Annotated in this window: 23 protein-coding genes; 10 read left to right on the plus strand and 13 right to left on the minus strand. The window is 68.7% G+C overall.

The window, feature by feature from the left end; genetic code table 11:
• The first annotated feature begins 52 nt into the window (after positions 1–52).
• A complete protein-coding gene (locus RBB84_RS05860; protein WP_064256232.1) occupies positions 53–982 on the plus strand; it encodes a hydrogen peroxide-inducible genes activator in 930 nt (309 codons plus the stop codon).
• Positions 983–993: 11 nt separating this feature from the next.
• On the opposite strand, the gene RBB84_RS05865 is transcribed toward RBB84_RS05860, so the two are convergent.
• The 4 genes from RBB84_RS05865 to RBB84_RS05880 form a co-directional block, all read right to left on the minus strand.
• The gene (locus RBB84_RS05865; protein ID WP_024100697.1) at positions 994–1,758 is read right to left on the minus strand and encodes a LysR family substrate-binding domain-containing protein; all 765 of its coding nucleotides are present in this window, start codon (positions 1,756–1,758) and stop codon (positions 994–996) included.
• A gap of 41 nt (positions 1,759–1,799) precedes the next feature.
• Positions 1,800–4,304 (minus strand): DEAD/DEAH box helicase, encoded by a 2,505-nt coding sequence (locus RBB84_RS05870; protein ID WP_064256231.1) that lies wholly within the window; start codon positions 4,302–4,304, stop codon positions 1,800–1,802.
• 67 nt (positions 4,305–4,371) lie between these two features.
• The gene (locus RBB84_RS05875; protein ID WP_064256230.1) at positions 4,372–5,409 is read right to left on the minus strand and encodes an alpha/beta hydrolase; all 1,038 of its coding nucleotides are present in this window, start codon (positions 5,407–5,409) and stop codon (positions 4,372–4,374) included.
• A gap of 174 nt (positions 5,410–5,583) precedes the next feature.
• The gene (locus RBB84_RS05880) at positions 5,584–6,606 is read right to left on the minus strand and encodes a PAC2 family protein (RefSeq protein WP_064256229.1); all 1,023 of its coding nucleotides are present in this window, start codon (positions 6,604–6,606) and stop codon (positions 5,584–5,586) included.
• A 219-nt stretch (positions 6,607–6,825) separates the two neighbouring features.
• Here RBB84_RS05880 and RBB84_RS05885 point away from each other — a divergent pair, with 219 nt between their 5' ends.
• Both RBB84_RS05885 and RBB84_RS05890 read left to right on the plus strand, forming a co-directional pair.
• Positions 6,826–7,494 (plus strand): DUF5642 family protein, encoded by a 669-nt coding sequence (locus tag RBB84_RS05885; protein ID WP_019289199.1) that lies wholly within the window; start codon positions 6,826–6,828, stop codon positions 7,492–7,494.
• A gap of 169 nt (positions 7,495–7,663) precedes the next feature.
• Positions 7,664–8,800 (plus strand): DUF4192 domain-containing protein, encoded by a 1,137-nt coding sequence (locus tag RBB84_RS05890; protein ID WP_064256228.1) that lies wholly within the window; start codon positions 7,664–7,666, stop codon positions 8,798–8,800.
• A gap of 19 nt (positions 8,801–8,819) precedes the next feature.
• On the opposite strand, the gene galE is transcribed toward RBB84_RS05890, so the two are convergent.
• Positions 8,820–9,812 (minus strand): UDP-glucose 4-epimerase GalE, encoded by a 993-nt coding sequence (gene galE, locus RBB84_RS05895; RefSeq protein WP_175427942.1) that lies wholly within the window; start codon positions 9,810–9,812, stop codon positions 8,820–8,822.
• Between the two features lie 45 nt (positions 9,813–9,857).
• Positions 9,858–10,544, minus strand: a complete 687-nt coding sequence (locus RBB84_RS05900; RefSeq protein ID WP_006551330.1) for a metal-dependent transcriptional regulator — start codon at positions 10,542–10,544, stop codon at positions 9,858–9,860.
• 104 nt (positions 10,545–10,648) lie between these two features.
• Here RBB84_RS05900 and RBB84_RS05905 point away from each other — a divergent pair, with 104 nt between their 5' ends.
• Complete coding sequence (locus RBB84_RS05905; protein WP_006551331.1) at positions 10,649–11,920, plus strand: acetoin utilization protein AcuC; 1,272 nt, start codon at positions 10,649–10,651, stop codon at positions 11,918–11,920.
• A 106-nt stretch (positions 11,921–12,026) separates the two neighbouring features.
• Complete coding sequence (locus RBB84_RS05910; RefSeq protein ID WP_051424908.1) at positions 12,027–14,681, plus strand: bifunctional GNAT family N-acetyltransferase/acetate--CoA ligase family protein; 2,655 nt, start codon at positions 12,027–12,029, stop codon at positions 14,679–14,681.
• Between the two features lie 105 nt (positions 14,682–14,786).
• Here the strand turns inward: RBB84_RS05910 and RBB84_RS05915 are convergent, their stop codons facing one another.
• The 3 genes from RBB84_RS05915 to RBB84_RS05925 form a co-directional block, all read right to left on the minus strand.
• Positions 14,787–15,749 (minus strand): sigma-70 family RNA polymerase sigma factor, encoded by a 963-nt coding sequence (locus tag RBB84_RS05915; RefSeq protein ID WP_006551332.1) that lies wholly within the window; start codon positions 15,747–15,749, stop codon positions 14,787–14,789.
• A gap of 168 nt (positions 15,750–15,917) precedes the next feature.
• Positions 15,918–17,396, minus strand: a complete 1,479-nt coding sequence (locus RBB84_RS05920; protein ID WP_064256274.1) for a methyltransferase — start codon at positions 17,394–17,396, stop codon at positions 15,918–15,920.
• 37 nt (positions 17,397–17,433) lie between these two features.
• Positions 17,434–17,793 carry a DUF3099 domain-containing protein gene (locus RBB84_RS05925; RefSeq protein ID WP_006551334.1) on the minus strand — a complete coding sequence of 120 codons (360 nt, stop codon included), beginning with the start codon at positions 17,791–17,793 and terminating at the stop codon, positions 17,434–17,436.
• A gap of 73 nt (positions 17,794–17,866) precedes the next feature.
• Between RBB84_RS05925 and RBB84_RS05930 the strand changes: the two genes are divergently transcribed.
• Positions 17,867–18,103: a DUF3039 domain-containing protein gene (locus RBB84_RS05930; protein ID WP_006551335.1), complete on the plus strand. Its 237-nt coding sequence runs from the start codon at positions 17,867–17,869 to the stop codon at positions 18,101–18,103.
• Here RBB84_RS05930 and RBB84_RS05935 read toward each other — a convergent pair.
• On the minus strand, positions 18,076–19,377 hold the full coding sequence (locus RBB84_RS05935) for a YihY/virulence factor BrkB family protein (protein WP_064256227.1): 1,302 nt from the start codon (positions 19,375–19,377) through the stop codon (positions 18,076–18,078). The genes RBB84_RS05930 and RBB84_RS05935 overlap by 28 nt on opposite strands.
• Before the next feature lie 211 nt (positions 19,378–19,588).
• Here RBB84_RS05935 and RBB84_RS05940 point away from each other — a divergent pair, with 211 nt between their 5' ends.
• The gene (locus tag RBB84_RS05940) at positions 19,589–21,316 is read left to right on the plus strand and encodes a DEAD/DEAH box helicase (RefSeq protein ID WP_024100707.1); all 1,728 of its coding nucleotides are present in this window, start codon (positions 19,589–19,591) and stop codon (positions 21,314–21,316) included.
• Between the two features lie 75 nt (positions 21,317–21,391).
• On the opposite strand, the gene RBB84_RS05945 is transcribed toward RBB84_RS05940, so the two are convergent.
• Positions 21,392–21,586 carry a hypothetical protein gene (locus tag RBB84_RS05945; RefSeq protein ID WP_006551338.1) on the minus strand — a complete coding sequence of 65 codons (195 nt, stop codon included), beginning with the start codon at positions 21,584–21,586 and terminating at the stop codon, positions 21,392–21,394.
• 258 nt (positions 21,587–21,844) lie between these two features.
• On the opposite strand from RBB84_RS05945, the gene RBB84_RS05950 reads away from it, so the two are divergent.
• From RBB84_RS05950 to RBB84_RS05960, 3 genes are read left to right on the plus strand one after another with little or no spacing between them, the layout of a single operon-like run.
• Complete coding sequence (locus RBB84_RS05950; protein ID WP_006551339.1) at positions 21,845–22,225, plus strand: DUF952 domain-containing protein; 381 nt, start codon at positions 21,845–21,847, stop codon at positions 22,223–22,225.
• Between the two features lie 10 nt (positions 22,226–22,235).
• Positions 22,236–22,718: a TrkA C-terminal domain-containing protein gene (locus RBB84_RS05955; protein ID WP_006551340.1), complete on the plus strand. Its 483-nt coding sequence runs from the start codon at positions 22,236–22,238 to the stop codon at positions 22,716–22,718.
• A gap of 9 nt (positions 22,719–22,727) precedes the next feature.
• Positions 22,728–23,942 (plus strand): cation:proton antiporter, encoded by a 1,215-nt coding sequence (locus RBB84_RS05960; protein WP_064256226.1) that lies wholly within the window; start codon positions 22,728–22,730, stop codon positions 23,940–23,942.
• Positions 23,943–24,040: 98 nt separating this feature from the next.
• Here the strand turns inward: RBB84_RS05960 and RBB84_RS05965 are convergent, their stop codons facing one another.
• Positions 24,041–25,414, minus strand: coding sequence for an RNA polymerase sigma factor (locus tag RBB84_RS05965; RefSeq protein WP_019289209.1), 1,374 nt, complete (start codon positions 25,412–25,414; stop codon positions 24,041–24,043).
• 134 nt (positions 25,415–25,548) lie between these two features.
• The gene (ppgK, locus tag RBB84_RS05970) at positions 25,549–26,334 is read right to left on the minus strand and encodes a polyphosphate--glucose phosphotransferase (protein WP_064256225.1); all 786 of its coding nucleotides are present in this window, start codon (positions 26,332–26,334) and stop codon (positions 25,549–25,551) included.
• Positions 26,335–26,351 lie beyond the last annotated feature (17 nt).

Raw genomic sequence — 26,351 nt, forward strand, 5'->3', positions numbered from 1 at the left:
CGTCCGATAGCTGCGAAAGGTAGAGACGATAGGTCGCACTACACTGATAGGCGTGACCGATCAGAGCTACCAGCCCACCCTCTCGCAGCTGCGTGCCTTCGTCGCGGTGGCCACCTACCGCCACTTCGGCACGGCCGCAGCGCGACTCGAGGTCAGCCAACCCACTCTGTCGCAGGGTCTGGCGGCTCTCGAGAACGGCCTCGGCGTCCAGCTCATCGAGCGCAGCACCCGCCGTGTGCTCGTGACACCGGTGGGTGCACGCCTGCTTCCCTACGCGGAGGTGGTGCTCGACGCAGCCGACGGCTTCGTCGACGCGGCGGCAGGAGTATCCGACGGACTGTCGGGCCCGCTGCGGGTGGGGCTGATCCCCACCGTCGCGCCCTACGTCCTGCCCGAGATCCTGCCCGCACTCGACGAAGCGATGCCGGCCCTGTCGCTGCAGGTCGTCGAGGACCAGACCGCGCGGCTCCTCGACGCACTGCGCGCCGGAACCCTCGACGTCGCCGTCCTCGCACTGCCCGCCGACGTCTCGGGTGTGATCGAAGTTCCGCTGTACGACGAGGATTTCGTCCTCGTCCTGCCGACCGGACACGAACTCGCCGGGCGCACCGATCTCTCGGTCTCCGCACTCGACGACGCGCAACTGCTGCTACTCGACGAAGGCCACTGCCTGCGCGACCAGACACTCGACCTGTGCCGGTCCGTCGACGCGCGACCGGCACTCGGTGACACCCGCGCGACCTCCCTGTCCACCGTGGTGCGCTGCGTCGCAGGACGATTGGGTATCACCCTCGTCCCGGCCTCCGCGGTCGCCGTCGAAACCGCCCGGGGAGACCTCGAGGTCGCGCACTTCGCGGACCCGGCACCCGGCCGCCGCATCGGACTGGTGTTCCGCTCGTCGTCCCCGCGCGGAGTCGACTACCGCATCCTCGCCGAGACCATCCGCGGCTGCGTCCCGCCGACCTGCCGCCCCGTCTCCTGACGAAGACCCCCTCAGCGCCGACCACGCCGAGGCTTCCCGGGGCGCTTCCGCGCGGACGTCCCCGCCCGGCGGGACGTCTTGGGCTCGGGCGCGCGGCGCTTCGGGGTCGAGCCCTTGCGTTCGCCACGACGCGAGGTGCCGCCCGACTCGGCGTCCGGGTCGGAATCGCTGCGGCCACGGGAACTGTTGGCCGTCCGTCCCCGGACGATGCCCACGAACTCGTCGACGTGATCGGTCGTCCGGTCGGTGACCCACACGAGACCCACCTGGGACGCGGGCGCGTCGACGACGGGACGGTAGGTCAGGTCGCGGCGGTGGTGCAGGCGGGCGAGCGACTGCGGCGTGACGAGCACACCCACCTCCGAGGCGACGTGCGAGATCGCGTCCTCGGTGGTCGCGGGCCGCTCGAACGCCTCCTCACCGGGTAGGGCGACCCAGTCGAGCACGTCGTCGAGCGGATGCAGCACCGTCTCGTCGGCGAGGTCGGACACCGACACCTCGTCGACCGCCGCGAACACGTGCTCCTTGGGCACCACTACGACGGAGACCTCGGTGTAGAGCGGGATGACCGACAGGCCGTCCCGCTGCAGCGGCAGGCGCAGCAGCGCGATGTCGGCGACGTCCTCGCGTAGCGGATCCGCACCGGCCGTGGGTTCGACGGGGACCAGTTCGATCGGGACGTCCGGCATCCGCTCGTTCCACACCCGCACCCACTTCGCGGGGGTGACACCCGGGACGTAGGCCAAGCGGAAGGGTTGCACGGTCGGTTCGCTCACCGAGTCAGGCTACCGCTCCCGAGGTCCGCCGCCTGCGACGATCAGCCCTCGACGATCTCGAACTCGTCGAACACCACTTCACCGGCCGCATCGGACTCGCGGAGGTTCACCTCGCCGATCAACGCCCAGCCATGATCGCCCTGCGGATCGTGCAGGGTCTGACGCACCCGCCACAACTCGGGACCCATCTCGACGGTGAACAGCAGCGGTCCACGCGCGTCGGGGCCGGTACCGATCTCGTCGTACTCGTCGAAGTACAGGTCGAGCAGGTCTTCCCAGTCCTCGGCGTCGAGACCGTCGCCGAGGGCCGCGAGTTCGTCCCAGCGTCGACGCGAGGCCAGTTCGACCCGCTTGAACATCGCGTTGCGGACCATGACCTTGAACGCGCGGACGTTCGCGGACAACGGGCGAGGGGAGTCGACGCCGAACGCGATCTGTTGGTCGTCGGATTCCACCCCGGGATGGGTGAGGGACTCCCACTCGTCGAGCAACGATGAGTCGACCTGCCGGATCAGCTCGCCGAGCCACTCGATGATGTCCTCGAGTTCCTCCGTGCGCGCGGCGTCCGGCACCGTCTGCCGCAGCGCGCGGTAGGCGTCGGCGAGATAGCGCAGGACCAGCCCCTCGGAGCGGGCCAGGCCGTAGAGCGAGACCATCTCGGAAAAGGTCATGCTGCGCTCGATCATGTCGCGCACCACCGACTTCGGGGACAGGGGGAACTCCGACACCCAGGGATGCCCACCCCGGTACGTCTCGAAGGCCGGCTCGAGCAGCTCCACGAGCGGCTTGGGCCAGGTGATCTCCTCGAGCAGTTCCATCCGCTCGTCGTACTCGATGCCGTCGGCCTTCATCTGTGCGACGGCCTCACCGCGTGCGGCATGCTGCTGCGCCATGAGCACCTGACGGGGATCGTCGAGGGTCGATTCGATGACCGACACCACATCGAGCGCGTAGGTGGGGGAGTCGACATCGAGCAGTTCGATCGCTGCGAGGGCGAACGGCGACAGCGGCTGGTTGAGCGCGAAGTCGCGTTGCAGGTCGACGGTGAGGCGGGCCCGGCGCCCGAACTCGTCGGGCTCGTCGAGTTGCTGCACCACACCCGCTTGGAGCAGGCCCCGGTACAGCGAGATCGCCTTGAGGATGTGCTTGCGCTGCGCCGGACGGGGTTCGTGGTTGTCCTCGAGCAGATGCCGCATCGCGTCGAAGCAGTTGCCCGGTCGCGCAATGACGTTGAGCAGCATCGAGTTGCTCACCGAGAACCGCGACTGCAGCGGTTCGGGCGACGCCGCGATCAGCTTGTCGAAGGTGCCCTCACCCCACGAGACGAACCCTTCGGGTGCCTTCTTACGCTGCACCTTCCGGCGCTTCTTCGGGTCGTCCCCGGCCTTGGCGAGGGCCCGGACGTTCTCGATCTCGTGCTCGGGGGCCTGTACGACGACGGTGCCCATCGTGTCGTATCCCGCGCGGCCTGCGCGACCGGCGATCTGGTGGAACTCGCGCGCCTTGAGCTGCCGGGTGCGGGTGCCGTCGAACTTCGTCAGGCCCGTGAGCAACACGGTGCGGATCGGCACGTTGATGCCGACGCCGAGCGTGTCGGTTCCGCAGATGACCTTCAGGAGCCCGTCCTGCGCGAGCTTCTCGATCAGGCGCCGGTACTTCGGCAGCATGCCCGCATGGTGCACACCGATACCGTGCCGGACGAGACGCGAGAGGGTCTTGCCGAAGCCGGTGGAGAACCGGAAGTCGCCCAGCGCGGTGGCGATCGCCTCCTTCTCGGCCTTCGTGCACATGTTCACGCTGGTCAGGGCCTGGGCGCGCTCGAGGGCCGCGGCCTGGGTGAAGTGCACGACGTAGACGGGTGCCTGATGGGTGGTGACGAGTTCTTCGATCGCTTCACCGATGGGTGCCTGCGAGTACGAGAAGGTCAACGGGACGGGTCGTTCGGAGCCCGAGACCTCCACCGTCGGCCGTCCGGTGCGGCGGGTCAGATCCTTCTGTAGGAAGGTCACGTCGCCGAGCGTCGCGGACATGAGCAGGAACTGCGCGTGCGGCAACTCGATGAGCGGAACCTGCCACGCCCACCCGCGGTCGGGTTCGGAGTAGAAGTGGAACTCGTCCATCACGACCTGGCCGATGTCGGAGTCCGGTCCCTCGCGCAACGCGAGATTCGCGACGATCTCGGCGGTCGCGCAGATGATCGGCGCTCCGGCGTTGACCGATGCGTCGCCGGTCATCATGCCGACCTTGTCGGCACCGAAGACGTCACACAGGGCGAAGAACTTCTCGCTCACGAGCGCCTTGATCGGGGCGGTGTAGAAGGTGCGCTTCCCGGCAGCGAGCGCGAAGAAGTGCGCGCCGAGCGCTACCATCGACTTTCCCGAGCCGGTGGGCGTGGCGAGGATGACGTTGGAGCCGGCGACGAGCTCCATGAGCGCTTCCTCCTGCGCCGGATACAGCGAGATGCCACGATCCGTCGTCCAGGTGGTGAACGCGTCGAACAGCGCGTCGTCGTCGACGGGGTCGGGTATCAGATCGGGAAGCAGCACTTCTCCAGGCTAGTCGGAAGGACCCGACCCACCGCCGCGGGTCGCGTGGCCCTGCATGTAGTGCAGGTCAGGTGGCGCTGCGCTCGTCCGAACCCATCGCGCCGAGCACCGCCATGCGGGTCTCCGGGCCACCGCTGATCTGCGACTCGCTCACACCCGACACGAGGAGCCGGCGCCAGCGGTCGAGGTCGAACTCCAGGGGAGCGGTGGTCTCCAGGAAGTTCTCGACCACCCGCAGGAAGCGCAGCGGGTCGTCGCGGAACGGGAAGTGGCCGGAGCTCCGGAAGATCTCGAGACGTGAACCGGGCATGGCCGAATGCGCGAGATAGGCGTGGGCGATGGGGATGACGCTGTCGTGATCGCCCCAGATGAGCTGGACGGGAAGGTTCTCCGTCAGATAACAGCGGTCGAGCATGGTCACCACCTGACCGCGCCAGTCGACCACCGCGCGCAGCGTGCGCAAATACGCTTCGTAGGCCGTGGGGTCGGGGAGGTTCCCCAGTACGCGCACCAGATCCGAGGTGTCGTGCAGCAGGGCACCGGGCCTCAGTGGCGATCCGTTGACCCGGTTCAGCATCGCGCCGGCAGCGCGCAGGACGGGCATCGCCCCGGGCAGTCTCAGGACCCGCAGCGCTTCGCTGACGATCGGCACCGAGATCAGCCGCAGGGCAAGATGGACGTCCTTGGTGACCCCGCCGGACGCGACGAGCACCAGACGCTCGACCATGTGCGGGAACTGGTAGGCGAACTGCATCGCCACGCCGCCGCCGAGCGAATGGCCGATCACCGTGACCGATTCGATCCCGAGGACCGACAGCAGGTCGCGCATACCGTTCGCGTAGGCGGCCACCGAGTAGTCGGCCCGCGGCTTGTCGGATCGACCGTGCCCGAGCAGGTCGGGGGCGATCACGGTGTACTTCTCCGCCAGGTGCGGGATCACGTCCTGCCAGGTCGACGAGTCGTCACCGATTCCGTGTACGAGCAGCAGTGCGGGACCGCTTCCGGCCAGGCGGAACGCGCGTCGGTAACCGTGGATCGTGCGGAACACGATGCGGGGTTCGTTGTCCGGAACCGGGCGGAGCGTCCGGGCGCGCGGTGGAACCATGAGCGTCTCCTGCGACGTCGGTGATCGCGTGGTGGTAGTCAGGCTGCCCGACCCGTGGTCGAGAACCGGACACAACTACCACTGTGGCATGTCGCCGAAGCGTACATGTCTGTATGTGACGTCGACAACGACGATTGTGATGATCATGAAACATCCGGCGAACCCGCCGTGGTGTCAACGCGGAGCGGAATCGTCCCCGTCGTCCGGGTCGAACTCGCCGAATCCGCCGTCGCCGGTTCCTCCGTCGTCCGGACCGGGGAGATCGCCGCCGGGACCGGCGCCGCGCCGGTCGTATTCGGCGAGGAACCGCTCGAACTCCGCCCCGATCTCCTCACCCGTCGGCAGACTCTCGTCGGTCGGCAGGGGAGAGGTCTGCTGTTCCTGGGCGGCGACGTAGCTGTCGTATTGCCGCTCGAGCGCGTGCACCACGCCGAGGACCTCGGCATTGTCCTCGATGTGCTCGTCGATCTGCTCCCGCACCCGCGCCGCGGCCTCACCGAGCGCCTGCAGAGACAGCTCGAGGCCGCCGACCTCTGCGACGTTCGTCAGCAGCGTCTCGGCGGCCGCCGGATAGTCGGTCTGGGCGAGATAGTGCGGCACGTGCACGGAGAAGCCTACGGACTCGTGCCCGTGCTGGCCCATGCGGTATTCGAGCAGCGACGACACTCCCGCGGGCACCTGGAGCTCGCCCGACCAACGGTGGTGCCCCGCGATGAGGTCCTTGTTCGTCGAGTGCGCGGTGACCGCCAACGGCCGGGTGTGCGGGATCGCCATGGGGATCGCGTTGAGTCCGATGGTCCGCCGCACCCCGAACTGCTCGGCGAGCAACCGCACCGCGGTGATGAAACGCTCCCACTTCAGATCCGGCTCGGCACCCGCGAGCAGTAGGAACGGGGTGCCGGCCTCATCGATGAGCGCGTACAGGTTCAGTTCGGGCTCGGCGTAGTCCGAGAAGTGGTCGGCCTTGAACGTCATGAGCGGCCGACGCGACCGGTAGTCGATCAGTTCGTCGACGGCGAACGACGCGACGAGCTCGGTCTCCAGACTCTCGCGCAGGTGCGTGGTCGCCAGGCGCACCGCGTGTCCCGCGTCGGCGAAACCTTCGAGACCGTGCACGAGGACCGGCCCCTCACCTTCCGGGGAGGTGAGCTGCGGAGCCGGGAATTCCAGCTCGTACATGCGGGACTGTTCGTCCATCTGCGAACCACTCCGATCACACTTCGTCTCGGCATCTCCGCCGGGGTCACCCGACGTGGCATGGTGGTGTTCGAGTCTAATCGACGCTACGACGACCGATTCCGGGGCGCACATCCTGCCCGACGTCGACGACCGAGGGAGGTTCGGGTGACCCGACGCGACACTCGTCCGAGGCGCCGCGCATCGGCCGCCCGAAGCGCGGTGGCGACAGCGTGCCTGATGCTCGCATCCGCCTGCTCCCAGACCGTCTCCGGCGACCCCCGGCCCGAACCGGCAGCCCTGACGGGAACCGCGCCTGCACCTGCACCCGCGATTGTCCGGGCACCGGGCGAGCTGGTGCTTCCTCCCGAACGTTTTCCCGAACCGTACGTCGCGGTGGTCCTCCCACCGGAGGCCGTGGCGCAGGCAGCGCCCGACCTGACCGGGATCCAGCCCGGCTCGAAGGTCGATCCGGGCGGATGTCTGCCGCCCGCGCAGAATTACGGCCCCGAGAGCACCGCCATGGTGGTCGGTACCGACAACGCCAGTCGCGCGACGATCAGTGTCGAGGTCACCCGTTCCGCTCCGGACGTCGGCGAGTACCGCACCTATCTCACCGAGTGCTCGCAGGTGGACGCCACCGTCCGGGGGATCACCTCGACCGTCTCGACCGTCCTCGGCGACGATCCCGCCATAGCCGTCGACGGGGCCGAGACGCTGGCCCTGACCCGCACGGTCGACTCCGGCAGGGGATCGGGTGGCATGACGCAGTCGATGGCCGCGCGGATCGCGCAGATCGGGGACGTGCGTGTGACGGTCACGTACCTGTCCTTCGACGCGGCGCCGCCCGACGCCGACAATCTCGACCTCGTGTTCCGGGAGGCCGTCGACTTCGCCGCCCGCCCCTGACGGGGCCGGGCGCGCACCCTAACAGCGTTCACCGACGGGATCGTCCGTTCGGCACGGGTCGACGATGCCGGTCGCGGAGTTGTCCACAGCCGGCCGGTTCATCCCCAGAAGGCCGCGGAACGACCCCGGGAGTCGCTTTCCGCTCGGGCCGATGGGCCACGGTTCGAGCATGACAACTTCCACGCCTTCGTCGTCGCATCCCCTCCGTCTCACCGATGTCGGTGACGTGATCGCCGCCCTGCCCGCCCTCATGGGCTTCCCGCCGATGCGTTCGATCGTCGTGATGTGCCTGACCCCGACGGGTGACGCTCCGACCCGCCCGAACGGGAAGGTGGCGAGTATCGGCGCCGTGATGCGACACGACCTCGTCCTGCCCCGGCCCGGAGAGTCGGTCCCGGAACCCATGCGCGCGGCGTTCCGGCGCTTCTGCGCCGTCTGTGCCCGCGAGGGCGCGGAATCTGTGGTGGCCGTTCTCGTGGACGACGATCTCATCGACCGGCACGATCCGGTGATCGCCGACGTGTGCAGGCTCGTCGACGACTTCGCCGACCATCTCGACGCAGTCGGCATCGACCTGGCGGGGGTGTACGCGCTACCGGAGATCACCGGTGGAGCGACCTGGTTCGTGCCCGGCCAGAACATCACCGGCAGCGTGGCCGATCCCGGGTCCTCGGTGGTCGCGGTGGCCCGGGTGTTCGAGGGCAGCCCGATCCGCGGCTCCCGCACCGAGCTCGCCGCACTGCTCGCGCCGTATCCGCCGGCGGTGAGGCAGGAGGTCGCGCGGTATATCGACGAGGTCGTCGAGACCCGCGACCGCGAGTACGAACGCTGTGCCCGCGAGGGCGGCGGCGAACGCGCCGACCGTCTCGAACTCGAAACCGTGCTCGCACAGATCGAGACGTACGCCGGCGGAACGGATCCCAGCGCGTCCGACATCGCCGAGCTGGCCGTCCTGCTCGCCAACCGCACGGTGCGCGACGCCGCCATGGGACTTGCGACCGGACCGCTCGCACGGCCGGCGGAGCGTCTGTGGACCGAGCTCGCCCGGGCCCTGCCCGATCCCGAGCGGGCCGATGCCGCCGCGCTTGTCGGCTTCGGCGCTTACGTGCGCGGCGACGGTCCGCTCGCCGGGGTCGCGCTCGCAGCGGCCCTCGAATCCGATCCCCGCCACCGGCTTTCGGATCTGCTCGACCAGGCCCTGCAGGCGGGACTGCGTCCCGAGTCGATCCGTGGCCTCGCGGAGACCGGACACGAGATCGCGGCGCGGCTGGGACTCGAACTGCCGCGCGGCGACGAACCGTCCTGAACCGGAGCCGTGTCCTCGATCAGCGTCGAGCAGCGTGCAGCCGGTCGCCGAGAGACCGGGTGAACTCCCACGCATCGGAGACGATCTCGTCGAGATCGGTGTGCTGGGGGTTCCACCCGAGCTCGGAGATCGCGCGGCTGCTCGAGGCGATGAGCACGGCCGGATCACCGGCACGGCGCGGCGCGTCGACCGCTGCGATCGGCAGGCCCGTGACTCGCTCGCACGCCGAGATGACCTCGCGGACGGTGAAGCCCTCTCCGCTGCCGAGGTTGTAGATGCCGTGGCGGCCGGGTTCGGACTTCGTCAGTGCCAGTACGTGGGCGTCGGCGAGATCCTTGACGTGGATGTAGTCGCGCACCGCGGTGCCGTCCTTGGTCGGCCAGTCGGTGCCGAAGACCGAGATGTGATCGCGCACACCGAGAGCGACCTGCAGCACGAGTGGGATCAGATGCGTCTCGACGACCCGGTTCTCCCCGGCACCGCCGTAGGCGCCGGCGACGTTGAAGTACCGCAGACTCGTCGCCGCGAGACCGTGAGCGTGCGCGTACGAGGAGATCGCATGATCGATGGCGAGCTTCGACGCACCGTACGGGTTGGTCGGCCGGGTGGGCGCGTCCTCGGTGATCGGCACGCTGTCGGGTTCGCCGTAGGTCGCGGCGGTGGAGGAGAACACCAACCGTGGGGTACCCGAGCGGCGGACGGCCTCGAGCAGGGCCAGGGTGGTCACCACGTTGCCTTGCCAGTACTTCTCGGGGAACTCCACCGACTCGCCGACGAGGGACTGTGCACCGAAGTGGAGGACGCCGTCGAAACGGGATCCGGAGAGCAGTTCGTCGGCGACGGCCGCGATGTCGCCCTCGACGAACTCGGCACCGGTGGGCACCGCTTCGGCGTTCCCGGTGGACAGGTCGTCGACGACCACGACGTCGTGGCCCTGCTCGAGCAACACGGTCGTGCACACGCTGCCCACATAGCCGGCGCCGCCGGTCACCAGAAGTCTCACGCTGGACATCCCCTTTTCGCACGCCCGTACCGGACATGCGAAAAGGGGCCTGGGTCAGACCTGCTTCACCTGCACGGCGTGGGCCATCTCGTCGGAAAGCTCGAAGCTGTCGTGACCGGCCACGGTGATGGACACCGAGCCCGGTCGCGTCTCGACTGTAACCCGCGCGTCCGGGACCACACCGGCCTCACGCAGTCGCGCGATGACCTCGGGGTCGGACTGGACGTACTCCGCGAGCCGGCGTACCACGACCGCGGTCGGCTTGCCGTGCGGGATGTCCGTCAACCGCACCAGCTTCTCGTCGAGGACCGCCGTGCGGTCGAGGCCGAGCTGGGCCAGTCCTGGAATGGGGTTGCCGTAGGGGGAGGTGGTCGGGTTGTTGAGCACCTCCACGAGACGGCGCTCGACCTCCTCGCTCATCACGTGTTCCCAGCGGCATGCCTCGGCGTGCACGTTCTCCCAGTCGAGACCGATCACGTCCACGAGAAGCCGTTCCGCGAGCCGGTGCTTGCGCATGACCGAGACCGCGAGATCGCGGCCCTTCTCGGTGAGCTGCAGGTGGCGGTCGCCGGCGACCCGGAGCAGGCCGTCGCGTTCCATGCGGGCCACGGTCTGGCTGACCGTCGGTCCGCTCTGTTCGAGGCGCTCGGCAATACGCGCGCGCAGCGGCACCACGCCTTCCTCTTCCAAGTCGTAGATGGTCCGGAGATACATCTCCGTTGTATCGACCAGGTCCTTCACTCTCACACCCCTTCGTCTGGGCCGATTCTAACCGTGCGAACAGGACGGTGGGGGCGCCCTCCGAGGCTCGCATGTCCGTGGGTGGACCAGTAGCGTCTGTGTCCATGACCACGAGCTCCACCGCGGCGGGCGGTACGACACAGCTGAGCGGCGATCGGATAGTGGTGTGGAGCCCCGACTACCTCGACTACCGGTGGGGTCCGACACATCCGATGAACCCCACGCGTCTCGATCTCACGATGGCGCTGTCCCGCAGTCTCGGTCTCCTCGAAGGCGTCGAGACGGTCCGCCCGTCCCCTGCGGACGACACCGATCTGCTGCGCATCCACACCTCGTCCTACGTCGACGCGGTCAAGCGCGCGGGCTCCGCTCCGGAGGGAGCGGCACCCCCGGCCGACGCACCCCACGGTCTCGGCACCGAGGACAACCCGATCTTCCCCCGTATGCACGAGGCCAGCGCGACGCTCGCCGGGGGAACCCTCGCGGCCGCACGCGAGATCGCGAGCGGCCGGGCCCGCCGTGCGGTGAGCATCGGGGGCGGCATGCACCACGCGATGGCCGACTGGGCCGCCGGGTTCTGCGTCTACAACGACGCCGCCATCGCGATCTCGTGGCTGCTCGACCACGGCTACGACCGCATCGCCTACATCGACGTCGACGCCCACCACGGCGACGGTGTGCAGCACGCATTCCTCGGCGATCCCCGCGTCCTGACCATCTCCCTGCACCAGCATCCCGCGACGCTGTGGCCCAACACCGGGTGGTCCAGCGAGGTCGGTTCGGGTCCGGCCGAGGGCACCGCGATCAATCTGCCCGTACTGCCGGGCACCGTGGACGCGTTGTGGTTGCGCGCCTTCCATGCCGTCGTGCCGGGCGCGGTCGCGGCGTTCCGCCCCCAGATACTCATCAGTCAGTGCGGTGCCGACAGCCACCGCGAGGACCCTCTGGCCGATCTCTCCCTGACCGTCGACGGCCAGCGCGCGTCGTATCTCGCGATGCGCGATCTCGCCGACCGCTACTGCGAGGGTCGCTGGCTCGCCGTGGGCGGCGGCGGTTACGGCCTCGTGCGGGTGGTGCCGCGCGCGTGGACCCACCTGATCGCCGCGGCGCTGGACCGCGAGATCGACCTGAGCACCCCGGTTCCGGCGGACTGGAGCGAGCGCGTCGGCGCTCTCGCTCCGAGCGTCGAACTGCCCACGGTCATGGGGGAGGGCTCCGACGTCTCGTACCTGCCGTGGGACGGTCCCGGTGGCACACCGGAAACGGGGATCGCGTCCCTGGACCGCGCACTGACCCGCATCGATTCGGCGATCATCGCCACGAGGCGGGCGGCCTTCCCGCTGCTCGGCCTGGACCCGGAGGACCCCCGTGACTGACCGGCAGAATCCCTCGGCGGCACCGGACTCCGCGTCTGCGACGGGCGCGGCCCCCGCGCAGGGTGCCGGGACGACAGGGGAGACCGACCCCGCGCGCGAGGCGGCGCTGGCGCGCGCCCGCGACTATCCGCGGCACTGGGTCGCCGACGTGCTGGCCTCGGACGGCGGTGTCGTACACCTGCGGCCGATCGTCCCCGAGGACGCTGACGCGATCGTCGCCTTTCACAGCAAACTGTCCGAACGCACCCGCTATCTGCGGTACTTCGGCCCGTACCCGACGATCTCGAAGAAGGACCTGTTCAACTTCACGGTCGTCGACCACAAGTCCCGGGTGGCGTTCGTCGCGGTGCTCGGCGACGAGATCATCGCCGTCGGGCGGTACGAGGGACTCTCGCACGAGGGCGACGGTCTCTCCGCCGAGGTGGCCTTCACCGTCGCCGACGCTCACCAGGGACGCGGTCTCGGTCCGATCTTGCTCGAACATCTCGCCGGCGCGGCCGCCGAGAACGGACTGCACACCTTCGTCGCCGAGGTCCTCGCCGAGAACCGGCACATGATCACGGTCTTCCGGGAAGCCGGCTACCAGGTCAGCCGCAGCTTCGAAGGGGGAGTCGTCCGGCTCGAGTTCGCGATCGACCCCACCGAAGCCCTCGTCTCGGTCCGCAACGCCCGCGAACGCGCCGCCGAGGCGCGCAGCGTGCGCAACATCCTCGGTCCCGGCAGTGTCGCCGTCATCGGTGCCTCCACCGACAGCCGCAAGGTGGGCAACGCCGTGCTGGTGAACATGCTGCGCAGCGGGTTCACCGGGCCGGTCTACCCGGTCAACGCCGAACACCGGTCCGTCCGAGGTGTCCGCGCCTACCCGACCGTCCGCGACATCCCCGATGAGATCGATCTCGCGGTCGCCGCCGTCCCCGCCGAATCGATCGACTCGGTGCTCGACGACTGTCTCGCGAAGGGTGTCAAGGCCCTGCTCGTCGTCTCGTCCGGTTTCGGCGAGACCGGACCGGAGGGTCGCGACGCCGAGCGGCGGCTCACGCTGGCCGCGCGGTCGCACGGTATGCGACTCATCGGGCCGAATGCTCTCGGTGTCGCCAACAACGATCCCGCCATCCGACTCAACGCGACCCTCGCGCCCGTGCTCCCGGCGTCCGGCAACGTCGGTTTCTTCTGCCAGTCCGGCGCCCTCGGCATCGCGATCCTCGACGAGGCCGCCAAGACGGGTGTCGGACTGTCGTCCTTCGTCTCGGCCGGCAACCGCGCCGACCTGTCCGGCAACGACCTGCTGCAGTACTGGGACACCGATCCTGCCACCGAAGTGGTGCTGCTGTATCTGGAGAGTTTCGGCAACCCGCGCAAGTTCTCGCGCATCGCGCGGCGGGTGGCGCGCAGCAAACCGATCGTCGCCGTCAAGAGCGGCCGCCACGCGGTGCCGCCGGCGCTCGCCGCCCGGACGGGGGAGATGGACGACACCATCGTGCGGTACCTGTTCGAGCAGGCCGGTGTCGTCCAGGTCGAGTCCATCGGCCAACTCTTCGACTCGGCCCTGCTGTTCGGTTACCAGCCGCTGCCCGCGGGTCCCCGCGTCGCCGTGGTCGGCAACTCCACCGCCCTGGGTCTGCTCGCCGTCGACGCCGCCCGCGGCCAGGGTCTGCAGGCACCGGACGCGGTAGATCTCGGCGCGCAGGCGTCGCCCGAGGAATTCGCCGAAGCCGTCGCCCGGGCGCTCGACTCACCCGATGTCGACTCGGTGATCGCGGTCTTCGTCCCGCCGGTCGCCGTCGACGTCCAGCCCTACGCGCAGGCCCTGCGCGACGCCGTCGCCGGGTCGGAGAAGCCGGTGGTCACGACCTTCCTGGCGACCGAGGGTATCCCCGACGTCCTGGCCGTGCGCGGACCGGACGGCAACCCGACCCGCGGATCCGTGCCGTCCTATCCCGGTCCGGAACGAGCGGCGCTCGCCCTGGGGCGGGCGTGGCGGTACGCGAAATGGCGCAGTCGTCCGCCCTCGCAGGTCGTGCGACCGGCGGGCATCGATCCCGAGCGCGCCCGTGCGCTCGTGGACGGCTGGCTCGAGACGACTCCCGAGGGTCGCTACCTGTCGGATACCGAGGCGGCCCTGCTGCTGTCCTGCTACGGAGTCGAGGTCGCGGACTTCCGCGCCGTCACCACCGAGGAGGAGGCGGTCGCGGCGGCGGACGAGATCGGCTTCCCCGTGGCGGTCAAGGCCACCGGTGCGCAGTGGCGGCACCGGCCCGATCTGACCGGGGTCCGGCTCGATCTCGTCGACGCCGATTCGGTACGGATCGCCTATTGCGACCTGGCCGCGGTGTCGGGGGAGCCGTTGATGCACGTGCAGCGGATGGCCCACAAGGGCATCGGTTGCGCGATCCGTGTGCAGGACGACCCGTCGTTCGGTTCGCTCATCTCGTTCGGTCTCGCCGGTGTGATCTCCGACCTGCTCGGCGACCGCGCCTACCGGGTTCTTCCGCTCACGGAGGACGAGGCGGTCGAGTTGATCGACGCGCCGAAGGCGGCGCCGTTGCTCTCGGGCTATCGCAATGCCGCACCGGTGAACAAGCCGGCACTCGTCGACTTCGTCCAGAGGATCTCGGCGCTCGCCGACGACCTGCCCGAGGTGCGCGAACTGGTGTGCGAACCGGTCCTGGCCTCGGTGGTGGGAGCCGAACTCACCGACGCGCACGTGCGGATCGGGCCCGAACCGCACCCGCTCGACCTCGGACCGCGCCGTCTGCGCTGACGGCAGTCCGGCGGCCGGACACCTGCCGGAGAAGGCACCCGAACGGCAACGATCCCCGAGAACCCAGCCCGGTTCTCGGGGATCGGATACCGCTGACGCGCCCGGTCAGCTGGCGTAGGCGCGAAGGCGCTCGGCGCGGTCTCCTTCGCGGAGCTTGACCATCACTTCGCGTTCGATCTGCCGGACACGCTCACGGGACAGCCCGAAGAGCTTGCCGATCTGATCGAGGGTGCGGGGCTGGCCGTCGTCGAGGCCGTAGCGCAGCCGGATGACCTGCTGTTCGCGCTCGTCGAGCGTCGCGAGGACGCTGCGGACGTCGCTGTGCAGGAGTCCGGCGATGACGGCGGTCTCGGCGGACGTCGCCTCGGCGTCCTCGATGAAGTCGCCCAGCGGGGCCTCCTCGTCGTTGCCGACGGGCATGTCGAGGCTCACCGGGTCGCGGCTGTGGTCGAGCAGGTCGGCGATCTTCTCGACGGGGATACCCGACTCGTTGGCGAGTTCCTCGTCGGTCGCCTCGCGGCCGAGCTGCTGGTGCAGCTCACGCTTGATGCGGGCGAGCTTGTTGACCTGTTCGACGAGGTGGACGGGGAGCCGGATCGTGCGGCTCTGGTCGGCCATTCCGCGGGTGATGGCCTGACGGATCCACCACGTCGCGTAGGTCGAGAACTTGAAGCCCTTCGCGTAGTCGAACTTCTCCATCGCGCGGATCAGGCCGAGGTTGCCCTCCTGGATGAGGTCCAGCAGGGGCATACCGCGTCCGGTGTAACGCTTCGCCAGCGAGACGACGAGGCGCAGGTTCGCCTCGAGCAGGTGGCTGCGAGCGGCCTGTCCTTCGCGGACGATGATCGCGAGGTCGCGCTTCTTCGCCGCCGACAGACGCTTCTTCGTCTCGAGCAGGTGCTTGGCATACAGGCCGGCCTCGATCCGCTTGGCCAATTCCACCTCGTCGGCTGCGGTGAGCAGAGCGGTCCGTCCGATGCCGTTCAGGTAGACGCGAACGAGATCGGCTGCGGGGCTCTGACCGTCCAGGTCGGAATCGAAGCGAGCGGTGGTTTCGGGGCGTGCCATGACGTGCCTCCTCATCGGTGGTGTCTCACAGGGTTCAACGACCGGCGAAGCGGTGGAGTTCCCGTCGGTCTCGGAGTACCACCGCGCTGACCTGCACTAACCCGATGAGCTCCTGAGAAGTTGCTGAGAGAACCGAATCGTGGAACCTCAGGAACGCCCCGGAGGGGGTCAGACGGGCTCGATCAGCCCGTGCCGCACCAAGCCGTGCACGAGGACCACCGATTGCGTGAGGAGGTCGTCCTCGTCCTCGCCGTGCGCGGCCGCGAGCAGCGACACGAGATCCCCGAGCGGAAGACCGTCGGCGCGCATGCCGCCGAGCAGGGCGGCCGCGAGGTCGTCCACCTCGTGCTGCCAGGCCGGACCGCCACCGCGATGCACCCGCACGACCACCTGGTCCCACCCGTCCTCACCGGGCAGGTGCACCCGCTCGAGGGCCGTGTCGGGCCGCACCGCGAAACGGGCCTCGAGCACCTCGTGCGTACGCAGCCAGTCGAGGCGCCGGAAGTAGTCGACCGCCTCGTCGCCCAGCGCGTCGGTGAACGCGTGCTGCAGGTCCTCGGCCATCACATCGGACGGCAGGTCGGTGCGGCGCAGGTAGACGAACCCGAACCCGACGCCCTCGACGCCCTGCTCCTCGAAGTGGTCGAGCCACTGCTCGGCGCGCACCGCGACCTCCGGCTCGCGTTGATCGGCGTCACCGTCTCGCAGCCACGTCCCGACGTAGAGGGCCGGATCGGCGACATCGCGCTGCACGATCCAGGCGTCGACGCCGTGTGGCGGCAGCCACGATGCGACGCGGGTCCGCCAGTCCTCGCCCTCGACGTGCACCCAGGACGCGAGCATCGCGGCGGTGCCGCCGGGATTCAGGTGTTCGGCGGCCTGCGAGATCATGAGCCGGCTGGCGCCGTCGAGATCGAGACCGGAATCGCGGTAGCTGTGCTCGACACGTCCGGCGCTCACCACGAACGGTGGATTCGCGACGATGCGGTCGAAGGTCCGGCCGGCGACCGGCTCGAACCACGACCCCTCGAGAAGATCGATGTCGATCTCGTTCAACGCGGCGCTCGCGGCGGCCAGGGTCAGGCAGCGGGGGTTGATGTCGGTCGCGGTGACCTCGTCCGCGTGGTCCGCGGCGCGGATCGCCTGCACCCCGCAACCGGTGCCGAGATCGAGCACCGAACCGACCCGATCGGTCGGGGTGGCCTGCAGCAGCGACAGGGAGGCCTGACCGACGCCGAGGACGTGATCGGGGCGGGTCGGGACGGGCCGGATCGAGCCGTCGAGATCGGACAGCACCCAGCGGCTGCCGGTCCCGGCGTCGAGGGGCCGCAGGTCGAGAGCGGCCCGCACGCCGTCGCCGTCGCGTTCGACGAGTCCCGCCTGCACGGCCTGCTCCGTCGTCACCGGAGCGAGAGCCTGCGCGACCTCGTCCTCGGGGCAGGTGTCCTGGAGGAGGAACAGCCGCACGAGCACGCCGAGATCGCCCGCACCGCGCGCGATGCGCCGAGCAGGGACGGGTTCGCTACGCCCGAGGGCGGCGTGCGCCTCGGGGCCGAGCATTTCCCGGACGGTGTCGAGGTCGTAGCGGCACCGGATCAGTGCGGTGCGCAGAGCCGGGCAGAGAGACAGGAGAAGGTCGCGGTCCACCACGACATTCTCGCAAGCGTCCCGTCCGGGGTCCCTGTCAGCCGTCGATCACATGGTGGCGGGACGACTCGATCGCCGGGGCATCGTCGAAGCGGCCGTCCCAGCGGCTCGGTTCGTCCTTGCGGCGCGGCGGCCGGTCGTTGGCGATGAGGACGGCGATCCACGGCAGCGGGATCGACACCCCGATGATCGCCATCGAGATCCAGGGATTGGCCCATACGCCGTACGCGATCGCCGCCAGCAGCAGGGCGGGGATGCGGACCGACATGATGGTGAGGTACTTGCGAACCCGTGCTCGGTGCTGATCCTCGAGCGACGCCTCCGCCGCGGTGATCAGAACCGGGTTGTCGGGCGATCCGTTCTCGGGGGATCCGCCGAAACCGTGAGTTCTCGCCATGTCTTCCACCTTCCCACGCCGGGCCGTCGCACGCACATACACATCCGGCCCTTCCGTGCGGCATCATGGACACGTGAGCACGGATATCAAGGAACGGCCGGATACCACCACCGACGAAACGACCGACGACGACACCCCGAAGTTCTTCCACTACGTGAAGAAGAACAAGATCGCCGAGAGTGCGGTCATGGGTACCCATGTGGTCGCGCTGTGCGGTGAGGTCTTTCCGGTGACCCGGTCGCCGAAGCCCGGCTCGCCGGTGTGCCCCGAATGCAAGAAAGTCTACGACGGTTTGCGCAAGGGCGACTGAGACACCTGGTGGAATACCTCGTCGTCCGTCGCGGCGTCGGGTGATTCCGGCGACGGTCTTGCTGCCGGCGAAGACGGTGATACTGCCTCCACCGTCAACAGTTCGGTCTGGGCCGGGGGAACTTCGGATCCCCCGGCCTTGTCGTCGTGGGGGGCAGGCCGATCGTCCGGCGCCGCATCCGACTCGACGGGTTTTCCGTCGATCGGCCACGACTCGGGTTGGCGATCCCCGGGCCGGATCAGGTCCGAGAGCCGGATGGTCGTGGAGCTCGTCAACCGGCGGGTGAGGTTCGTCACCGGTCCGCTGTCGGGCGACGGATCACGGGCCGACTGCTCCGCGAGCCAGATCCGCCACTGCTCCAGACGCGTGGCGCGCGCCGGCCAGAACTGTTGCACCGTGGCGTTGAACTCCGCTCCGAGGACCACGGCGAACCCCAGGAAGAACGTGAACAACAGGAACGCGATCGGGGCGGCGAGCGCACCGTAGGTGTAGCCCGTGGCCGCGACCCACGTCAGGTACCACCGCAGGATCACGCTCGACGCGAGGAAGAACACTCCGGCCAGCACCGCGCCACCGAGCAGTCGGTGCCACGGCAGTGACTTCGGCAGCGCCACCTTGTACAGGGTCGTCAGACCGATCAGTAGGAGCAGACCCACCGCGGGGAAGTAGAAGGTGTCGATGATCCGTGAGCCGACATCGAACCAGGCGTCGGGCAGCAACCGGCCGATCAGAGTGGGTCCGAGCGCGACGAGCGGCATCGTGAACACCGCCAGGATCAGGAAGATCACGTAGAGGAGCAGCCCGAAGATCCGCTGCCACACCGGGTGGCGATGGTCCTGCTGGTGGTGCGCTTCGACGATCGAATCCACGAACGTCGAGATCGCCGACGATCCTGCCCACAGCGACAACACGAAGCCCAACGACATCACGTCGGCGCGACCCCGACGGAGGACGTCCTCGACCGTGGGCTCGATGATCTGGTCGACCACGCTGTCGCTGAAGACCGAGCGGAGGAAGGTGACGGTCTTCGACGTGATGATCTCCACCGTGTCGGGACCGAACCAGCCACCGACGTAACCGAGACTGCCGAGCAGACCGAGCAACAGGGGCGGCAGTGAGAGGGTCTGCCAGAAGGCCGCGGTCGCCGCCTTGCTGAAGATCGAGTGGTCCCAGGCCGACGACAGGGTGTGCGTCACGACCTTCCAGCCCTTTCCGACCGCGCGGCGAACGCGGCCGGAGGGTGCCTGTGCGGGGGATCGTGGTGTGTCGTTCATCTACTTCCAGAATTCCTGAAGACACGCTCGCGTGCGCGCACAGGCAGGTGAGGGCCTCTCGAATTCTGCCACGCAGTCCTCGGAGAACCCGCCGACGCCGCGGCTTCGGCGGGTTCGCGGGCTCCGAGACGATAGGCTGCATGACGGTCGGCGCCCGGACGAGTGCGGTGGCACCGACCCGAGCGAAGCGGACAAGGAGCACGAGAAACCGGTGAGCACCGAAACCGTCGGACAAGCTACGACCTCCGCCCCTGTGGCCCAGCTACGTGCCTGGCAGCGCCGCGCCCTCACCAAGTACCTCGCGACGAAGCCGCGCGACTTCCTCGCCGTCGCGACCCCCGGCGCCGGTAAGACGACCTTCGCCCTCCGGGTGGCGTCGGAGCTGCTGCGCGACCGGACGGTCGACCAGATCACGGTGGTCGCCCCCACGGAGCACCTCAAGCACCAGTGGGCGGGTGCCGCGGCCCGCATCGGCATCGCGCTCGACTCGAACTTCACGAACTCCACCGGGCAGACATCGAGCGACTACCAGGGCGTCGTGGTCACCTACGCGCAGATCGCCTCGCACCCGTTCAAGCACCGTGTGCGCACGGAGGCGCGCCGCACCCTGGTGATCCTCGACGAGATCCACCACGGTGGCGACGCGAAGAGCTGGGGTGAGGGCATTCTCGAGGCGTTCGGGGACGCGACCCGCCGTCTGGCACTGACCGGTACGCCCTTCCGCAGCGACGACAGTGCGATCCCGTTCGTGAGCTACGAACCGAACGAGGACGGTCTGCTGCAGTCCAAGGCCGACCACGCCTACGGCTACGCCGACGCACTCGCCGACGGCGTCGTGCGCCCCGTCGTATTCCTCGCGTACTCGGGCGAGGCGCGCTGGCGCACGAGTGCGGGGGAGGAGTTCACCGCGCGACTGGGAGAGCCTCTCAGCGCCGAGCAGACGGCCCGGGCGTGGCGGACGGCCCTCGACCCCCAAGGCGACTGGATTCCTGCGGTGCTGGGGGCGGCGAACACCCGTCTGCAGCAGCTGCGTGCCGGCGGCATGCCGGACGCCGGTGGGCTCGTCATCGCCACCGACCAGACCACCGCGCGTGCGTACGCGAAGATCCTCGAGTCGATCACCGGCGAGATGCCGACCGTCGTGCTCTCGGACGATCCCACCGCCTCCGACCGCATCTCGCAGTTCAGCGAGGGCAACCAGAGGTGGATGGTCGCCGTGCGCATGGTGTCCGAGGGCGTCGACGTCCCGCGACTGGCGGTGGGTGTGTACGCGACCAGCGCCTCGACCCCGTTGTTCTTCGCGCAGGCCATCGGCCGCTTCGTGCGCTCGCGCCGCAAGGGGGAGACGGCCAGTGTCTTCCTGCCGTCCGTGCCGGTGCTGCTCGAGCTCGCCAGCCAGCTCGAGGCCCAGCGCGACCACGTCCTCGGCAAGCCGCACCGGGTCAAGGAGGGCTTCGACGACGAGCTGCTCGCCGACGCGAACCGGCGCAAGGACGAGCCCGGCGAGGACGAGAAGGCCTACCACTCGCTCGGGGCGGACGCCGAGCTCGATCAGGTCATCTACGACGGATCCTCGTTCGGCACCGCGACATTCGCGGGTTCCGACGAGGAGGCCGATTATCTGGGGCTCCCGGGTCTGCTCGACGCGGAACAGATGCGGGCGCTGCTGCGTCAGCGTCAGGAACAGCAGCTGAACAAGCCGAAGGCCGAACCGGCACCCACGCCGCCGCCCCAGGTGACCGAGCGTGTCGAGACCGCCGACACCCTCGCCCAGCTCCGTCGCGAACTCAACTCGCTCGTCGCGGTCGTGCACCACCGGACCAGGAAGCCGCACGGGGTGATCCACGGCGAACTGCGTCGCCAGTGCGGTGGTCCGCCGACGGCGATGGCGACCGCCGAGCAACTGCGCGACCGGATCGCGATCCTGCGCAGTTGGTGACGACGAGAACGGGCGACCACCTCGAGGTGGTCGCCCGTTCGGTCGGGTCTCGGAACCGTGGTTCCGGACGGCGGATCACACGGTGGCGTCGGACTCGCTCACGATCGTCGCTCCGAGTTCACGGAGGCGGTCGGTGTGCTCGTTCGCGTGGTGCCCGCAGAACAACAGTTCTCCGCCGGTCGGAAGGACGGCGCGGACACGAGCGGCGGCATTGCACCGATCGCAGCGATCTGCAGCGGTCAATTTCGGGCTGGTCAACGTACCGGGCATGACTCCTCCAAACTGGCCACCGCTCATATCGGGTGCCGGGGTCTGGTCCGCCGCACCGGCCGGCGCGGTGGATCTACTCTGACAGACGATTCGTATTCACGTGTTGTTCCCCTGGATGCCCAATGGTGGCGTGTTTCACGCATCGAACAGCGAAAATGCTTCGACATGGCCGTTTTCCGCACGGTGTGTTCGCTCACAGCGCAGAGCCCGAGGGGGCCGGAAACGCCCCGGTCGGGCTGTCCGACGCACAATGACGCCATGACCGAGACCCTGCTGCACATCATCTCCCGCGACGACTGGGACCACTTCCGACCCCTCGGGGCGGTCGTGCCGGACTCCCTCGGGACCCAGGGTTTCGTCCACCTGTCGACCCCGCACCAGGTGCACCTGCCCGCCGACCGGTTGTACGCAGGCCGCACGGACCTCCTCCTGCTGCGCGTCGACCCGACGCGCCTCGTCGACCCGCTCCGTTTCGAACCCGGCGTACCGGAGGACCCGGAGTCGATGCGCTTTCCGCACCTCTACGGGCCCCTGCCCGTCGACGTCGTTGTGGAGGTGACGCCCTACCTGCCGGGACCGGACGGTCGGTTCCCGCCCCTGGACCGGGAGCGAGCGGATGCCGTCGGTCCGGAGGACTAGTCTTTCGACCATGATCGTCGACGTGACGCCGCTTCCCGGGATCGGTGTACGCAAGGACTTCGAACTGGCCTCCGGGCGCCGCATCGGGGTGATCACCCATCGGGACGGTCACAGCGACCTCATCATCTCGAAGGCGGGCGACCCCGACGCGTGTGCGGCCTCCCTGCCTCTCACCGTCGAGGAGGCGGCGACGCTCAGCAATCTGCTCGGTGCCCCACAGCTCGTCGCCCAGTTGCGTGAGGACCACCGCGACCTGCCCGGAATCCTCACCCGCCAGCTCCACATCCACGAGGATTCGCGGTTCGACGGAGCGGTACTGGGCGACACCGCGTTGCGCACCCGCACCGGTGTGTCCGTCGTGGCCGTGATGCGTGCCGGTCAGGTCATGCCGTCCCCGACACCCGACTTCGTTCTCACGGGTGGGGACATTTTGGTGACGGTCGGAACGGCCGACGGTCTCGACGCGGCAGCCAGGATCCTGCGCAACGGCTGATCCCGCAGAATGGACACGACGACACTCGCACTCATCGAACTGGGTGCGGTGTTCTTCGGACTCGGCGTCCTCGGACGGCTCGCGGCGCGGATCGGCATGTCGCCGATCCCGTTCTATCTGATCGGCGGCCTGTGCTTCGGCAATGGTGGCTTCATCCAGTTCGGCGATATCGGGGCGTTCAGTCACATCGCCAGCGAGATCGGCGTGGTCCTGCTGCTGTTGCTGCTCGGTCTCGAGTACACCGCGAACGAGTTGATCAGCGGCCTGCGACGCTCCCGGATGGCAGGCCTGCTCGACCTCGCCCTGAACGCGGTGCCGGGAGCCGCCATCGCGCTGATCCTGGGTCTCGGACCCATCGGCGCCTTCGTGCTTGCGGGTGTCACCTACATCTCGTCGTCCGGGATCGTGGCGAAGGTCCTCGCCGATCTGGGGCGCCTCGGCAACCGCGAGACACCGGTCGTCCTGTCGATCCTCGTCTTCGAGGATCTCGCGATGGCCGTCTACCTCCCGATCCTCACTGCGATCCTGGCGGGCGTGAGTCTGCTCGGCGGCCTCGAAGCCGTCGCGATCTCACTCGGTCTCGTCACCGTGGTGTTGGTGCTGGTAGTGCGATACGGGCGCTACGTCTCGGTCGTGCTCGACAGCCCCGATCGGGAAACGCTGTTGCTCAAGCTACTCGGCGCAGCGCTACTGGTGGCGGGGATCGCGTCGGCCCTGCAGGTGTCCGCGGCCGTGGGCGCCTTCCTGCTGGGCATCGCCATCTCCGGTTCGACGGCACACAACGCGGTCCGGGTCCTCGAACCGCTCCGCGACCTGTTCGCCGCCATCTTCTTCGTCTTCTTCGGGCTGAACACCGATCCGACGGCGATACCGCCGGTGCTCGGCTGGGCGATCCTGCTGGCCGTGCTGACCGCGCTGACGAAGCTCGTCACCGGATGGATCGCGGCGGCCCGTCACGGTATCGCCGTGATGGGCCGGGCGCGCGCCGGCGCGGCACTCATCGCCCGGGGAGAGTTCTCCATCGTGATCGCCGGGCTGGCCGTCGCCTCCGGACACGTCGACAGTCGCCTCGCGGCGATCGCTTCGGCATACGTGATGATCACCGCCGTGCTCGGTCCGGTGGCCGCGCGGGTCGTCGAACCGGTGATGCGGTTCGCATCCACACGACTCCCCGGAGGTGACGAGCGACAGCGCCTTCCCGGAGACGAACCGGAGCTTCTCTAGCGGCCCCTTCTCCAGCGGCCTTCTTCTGCTGACCTCGGGGTCCGGAACGAAGAACGAGGGCCGCCCGATCGGATGGCCCTCGTTCTTCGTGACGGATGTCAGTCGAGGTAGTCGCGCAGCACCTGCGACCGCGACGGGTGGCGCAGCTTCGACATGGTCTTCGACTCGATCTGACGGATGCGCTCGCGCGTCACGCCGTAGACCTGACCGATCTCGTCGAGGGTACGCGGCTGGCCGTCGGTGAGGCCGAAGCGCAGACGCACGACGCCCGCTTCACGCTCGGACAGGGTCTCGAGCACCGACTGCAGCTGATCCTGCAGCAGGGTGAAGGAGACGGCGTCGACGGCCACGACGGCCTCGGAGTCCTCGATGAAGTCGCCGAGCTGGCTGTCGCCCTCGTCGCCGATCGTCTGGTCGAGGGAGATGGGCTCACGCGCGTACTGCTGGATCTCCAGCACCTTCTCCGGCGTGATGTCCATTTCCTTGGCGAGCTCCTCGGGCGTGGGCTCGCGGCCCAGATCCTGGAGCAACTCGCGCTGGATACGACCGAGCTTGTTGATGACCTCGACCATGTGCACCGGGATACGGATGGTGCGGGCCTGGTCGGCCATGGCACGGGTGATGGCCTGACGGATCCACCAGGTCGCGTAGGTGGAGAACTTGTAACCCTTGGTGTAGTCGAACTTCTCGACCGCGCGGATCAGACCGAGGTTGCCTTCCTGGATCAGGTCCAGGAACGCCATGCCGCGGCCGGTGTAGCGCTTGGCGAGCGAGACGACGAGACGGAGGTTCGCCTCGAGCAGGTGGTTCTTGGCCCGGTTGCCGTCGCGGCAGATCCAGTTCAGATCGCGGCGCTGCGCGACGGGGAGCTTCTCGCCCTTCGCCGCCAGCTGCTGCAGCATGTGGGTCGCGTACAGACCGGCCTCGATGCGCTTGGCGAGCTCGACTTCCTCCTCGGCGTTGAGGAGGGCAACCTTGCCGATCTGCTTGAGGTAGGCGCGCACGGAGTCGGCCGAGGCGGTGAGCTCGGCGTCCTTGCGTGCCTGACGCAGCGCCTCGGACTCCTCCTCGTCCCAGACGAAGTCGCCCGAGGCCTTGTCCTTCTCGCTGGGCTCGTCGTCCTCGACCACCACATCCTCGGCGCCGGCGAGATCACCCTCCGAGACCTCGAGGTCTGCGAGGTCCGCTTCCTCGGTGGCGTCGAAGTCCTCGTCGCCCGAACCCGCAGCCTTCGTGGCCTTCTTTGCTGCCTTCTTCGCGGTGGTCTTCTTGGCGGCTGCCTTCTTCGCAGGAGCCTTCCTGGCGGCCGCCTTCTTCGCGGGGGCCTTCTTCGCAGCGGTCTTCTTCGCCGGCGGCTTGGCACCGGGAGCGGTGCCCTCCGCGGAGTCCGCAGCGCCTGCGACGCTCGAAGCGTCCGCAACGGGTGCCGATTCGTTGGCGGAATCAGCGGTGTGGATGTCGGTGGCTGCCACGTACGCCCTTTCGTGACGAGGTAGTGCGGCGTCGCGCCAGAGTGATTCCGGCGGAGAGGTCTGTCGGGATGAGGGCCGGTTCCGGCCTGCTGGGGACCATTGTAACGATCCCTCGGGCGGCCGATGCGCCGGACTCAGGGAGTGACACCTGTTTTCGCAGCATAAGCAGCCCCTACGATTCCCGCCGCGTTGCGCAGTTCGGCGGGGACCACCGGGGTGCGGTTGGTCAGGAGCGGGATCCACTTCTCGTGCTTGCGGCTGATGCCGCCGCCCGCGATGAACAGGTCGGGCCAGAGCAGATCCTCGAAGCGGGCGAGGACGCGCGAGACCTCCTTGGCCCACTGCTTGTACGACAGGTCGTTGCGCTCCTTGACCGACGAGGCGGCGCGGTGCTCGGCCTCCTTGCCGTCGACCTCCATGTGCCCGAACTCGGTGTTGGGCAGCAGTACACCGTTGTGCAACACGGCCGAACCGATCCCGGTGCCGAAGGTCAGGAGGATCACCACGCCGTCGGTGTCCTTGGCGGCACCGAAGCGGTCCTCGGCGATTCCCGCGGCGTCGGCGTCGTTGAGCACCGAGACGTCCCGGCCGCCGAGCACCCGCGAGAAGAGGGATCCGGCGTCGGTCCCGATCCACGACTTGTCGATGTTGGCGGCGGTGCGGGCGACACCTCCGGTGACCACGCTCGGCAGGGTCACGCCGACGGGACCCGTCCAGTCGGCTTGTTCGACGATCTGCGCCACCGTCTTCGCCACGGCCTCGGGAGTGGACGGTTGCGGAGTGAGGATCTTGATGCGGTCGCCGACCAAGCGGCCCGTGTCGAGATCCACCACGGCACCCTTGACGCCACTTCCCCCGATGTCGACTCCGAATCCGTGGTTGACGGGAGTCGCTCGGTCCGTGGGGACGTCCTGTGCCATTGCGTACTTCCTCTCGC

It is taken from the genome of Rhodococcus sp. D-6, from assembly GCF_040256695.1.
Lineage (GTDB): Bacteria > Actinomycetota > Actinomycetes > Mycobacteriales > Mycobacteriaceae > Rhodococcus > Rhodococcus pyridinivorans.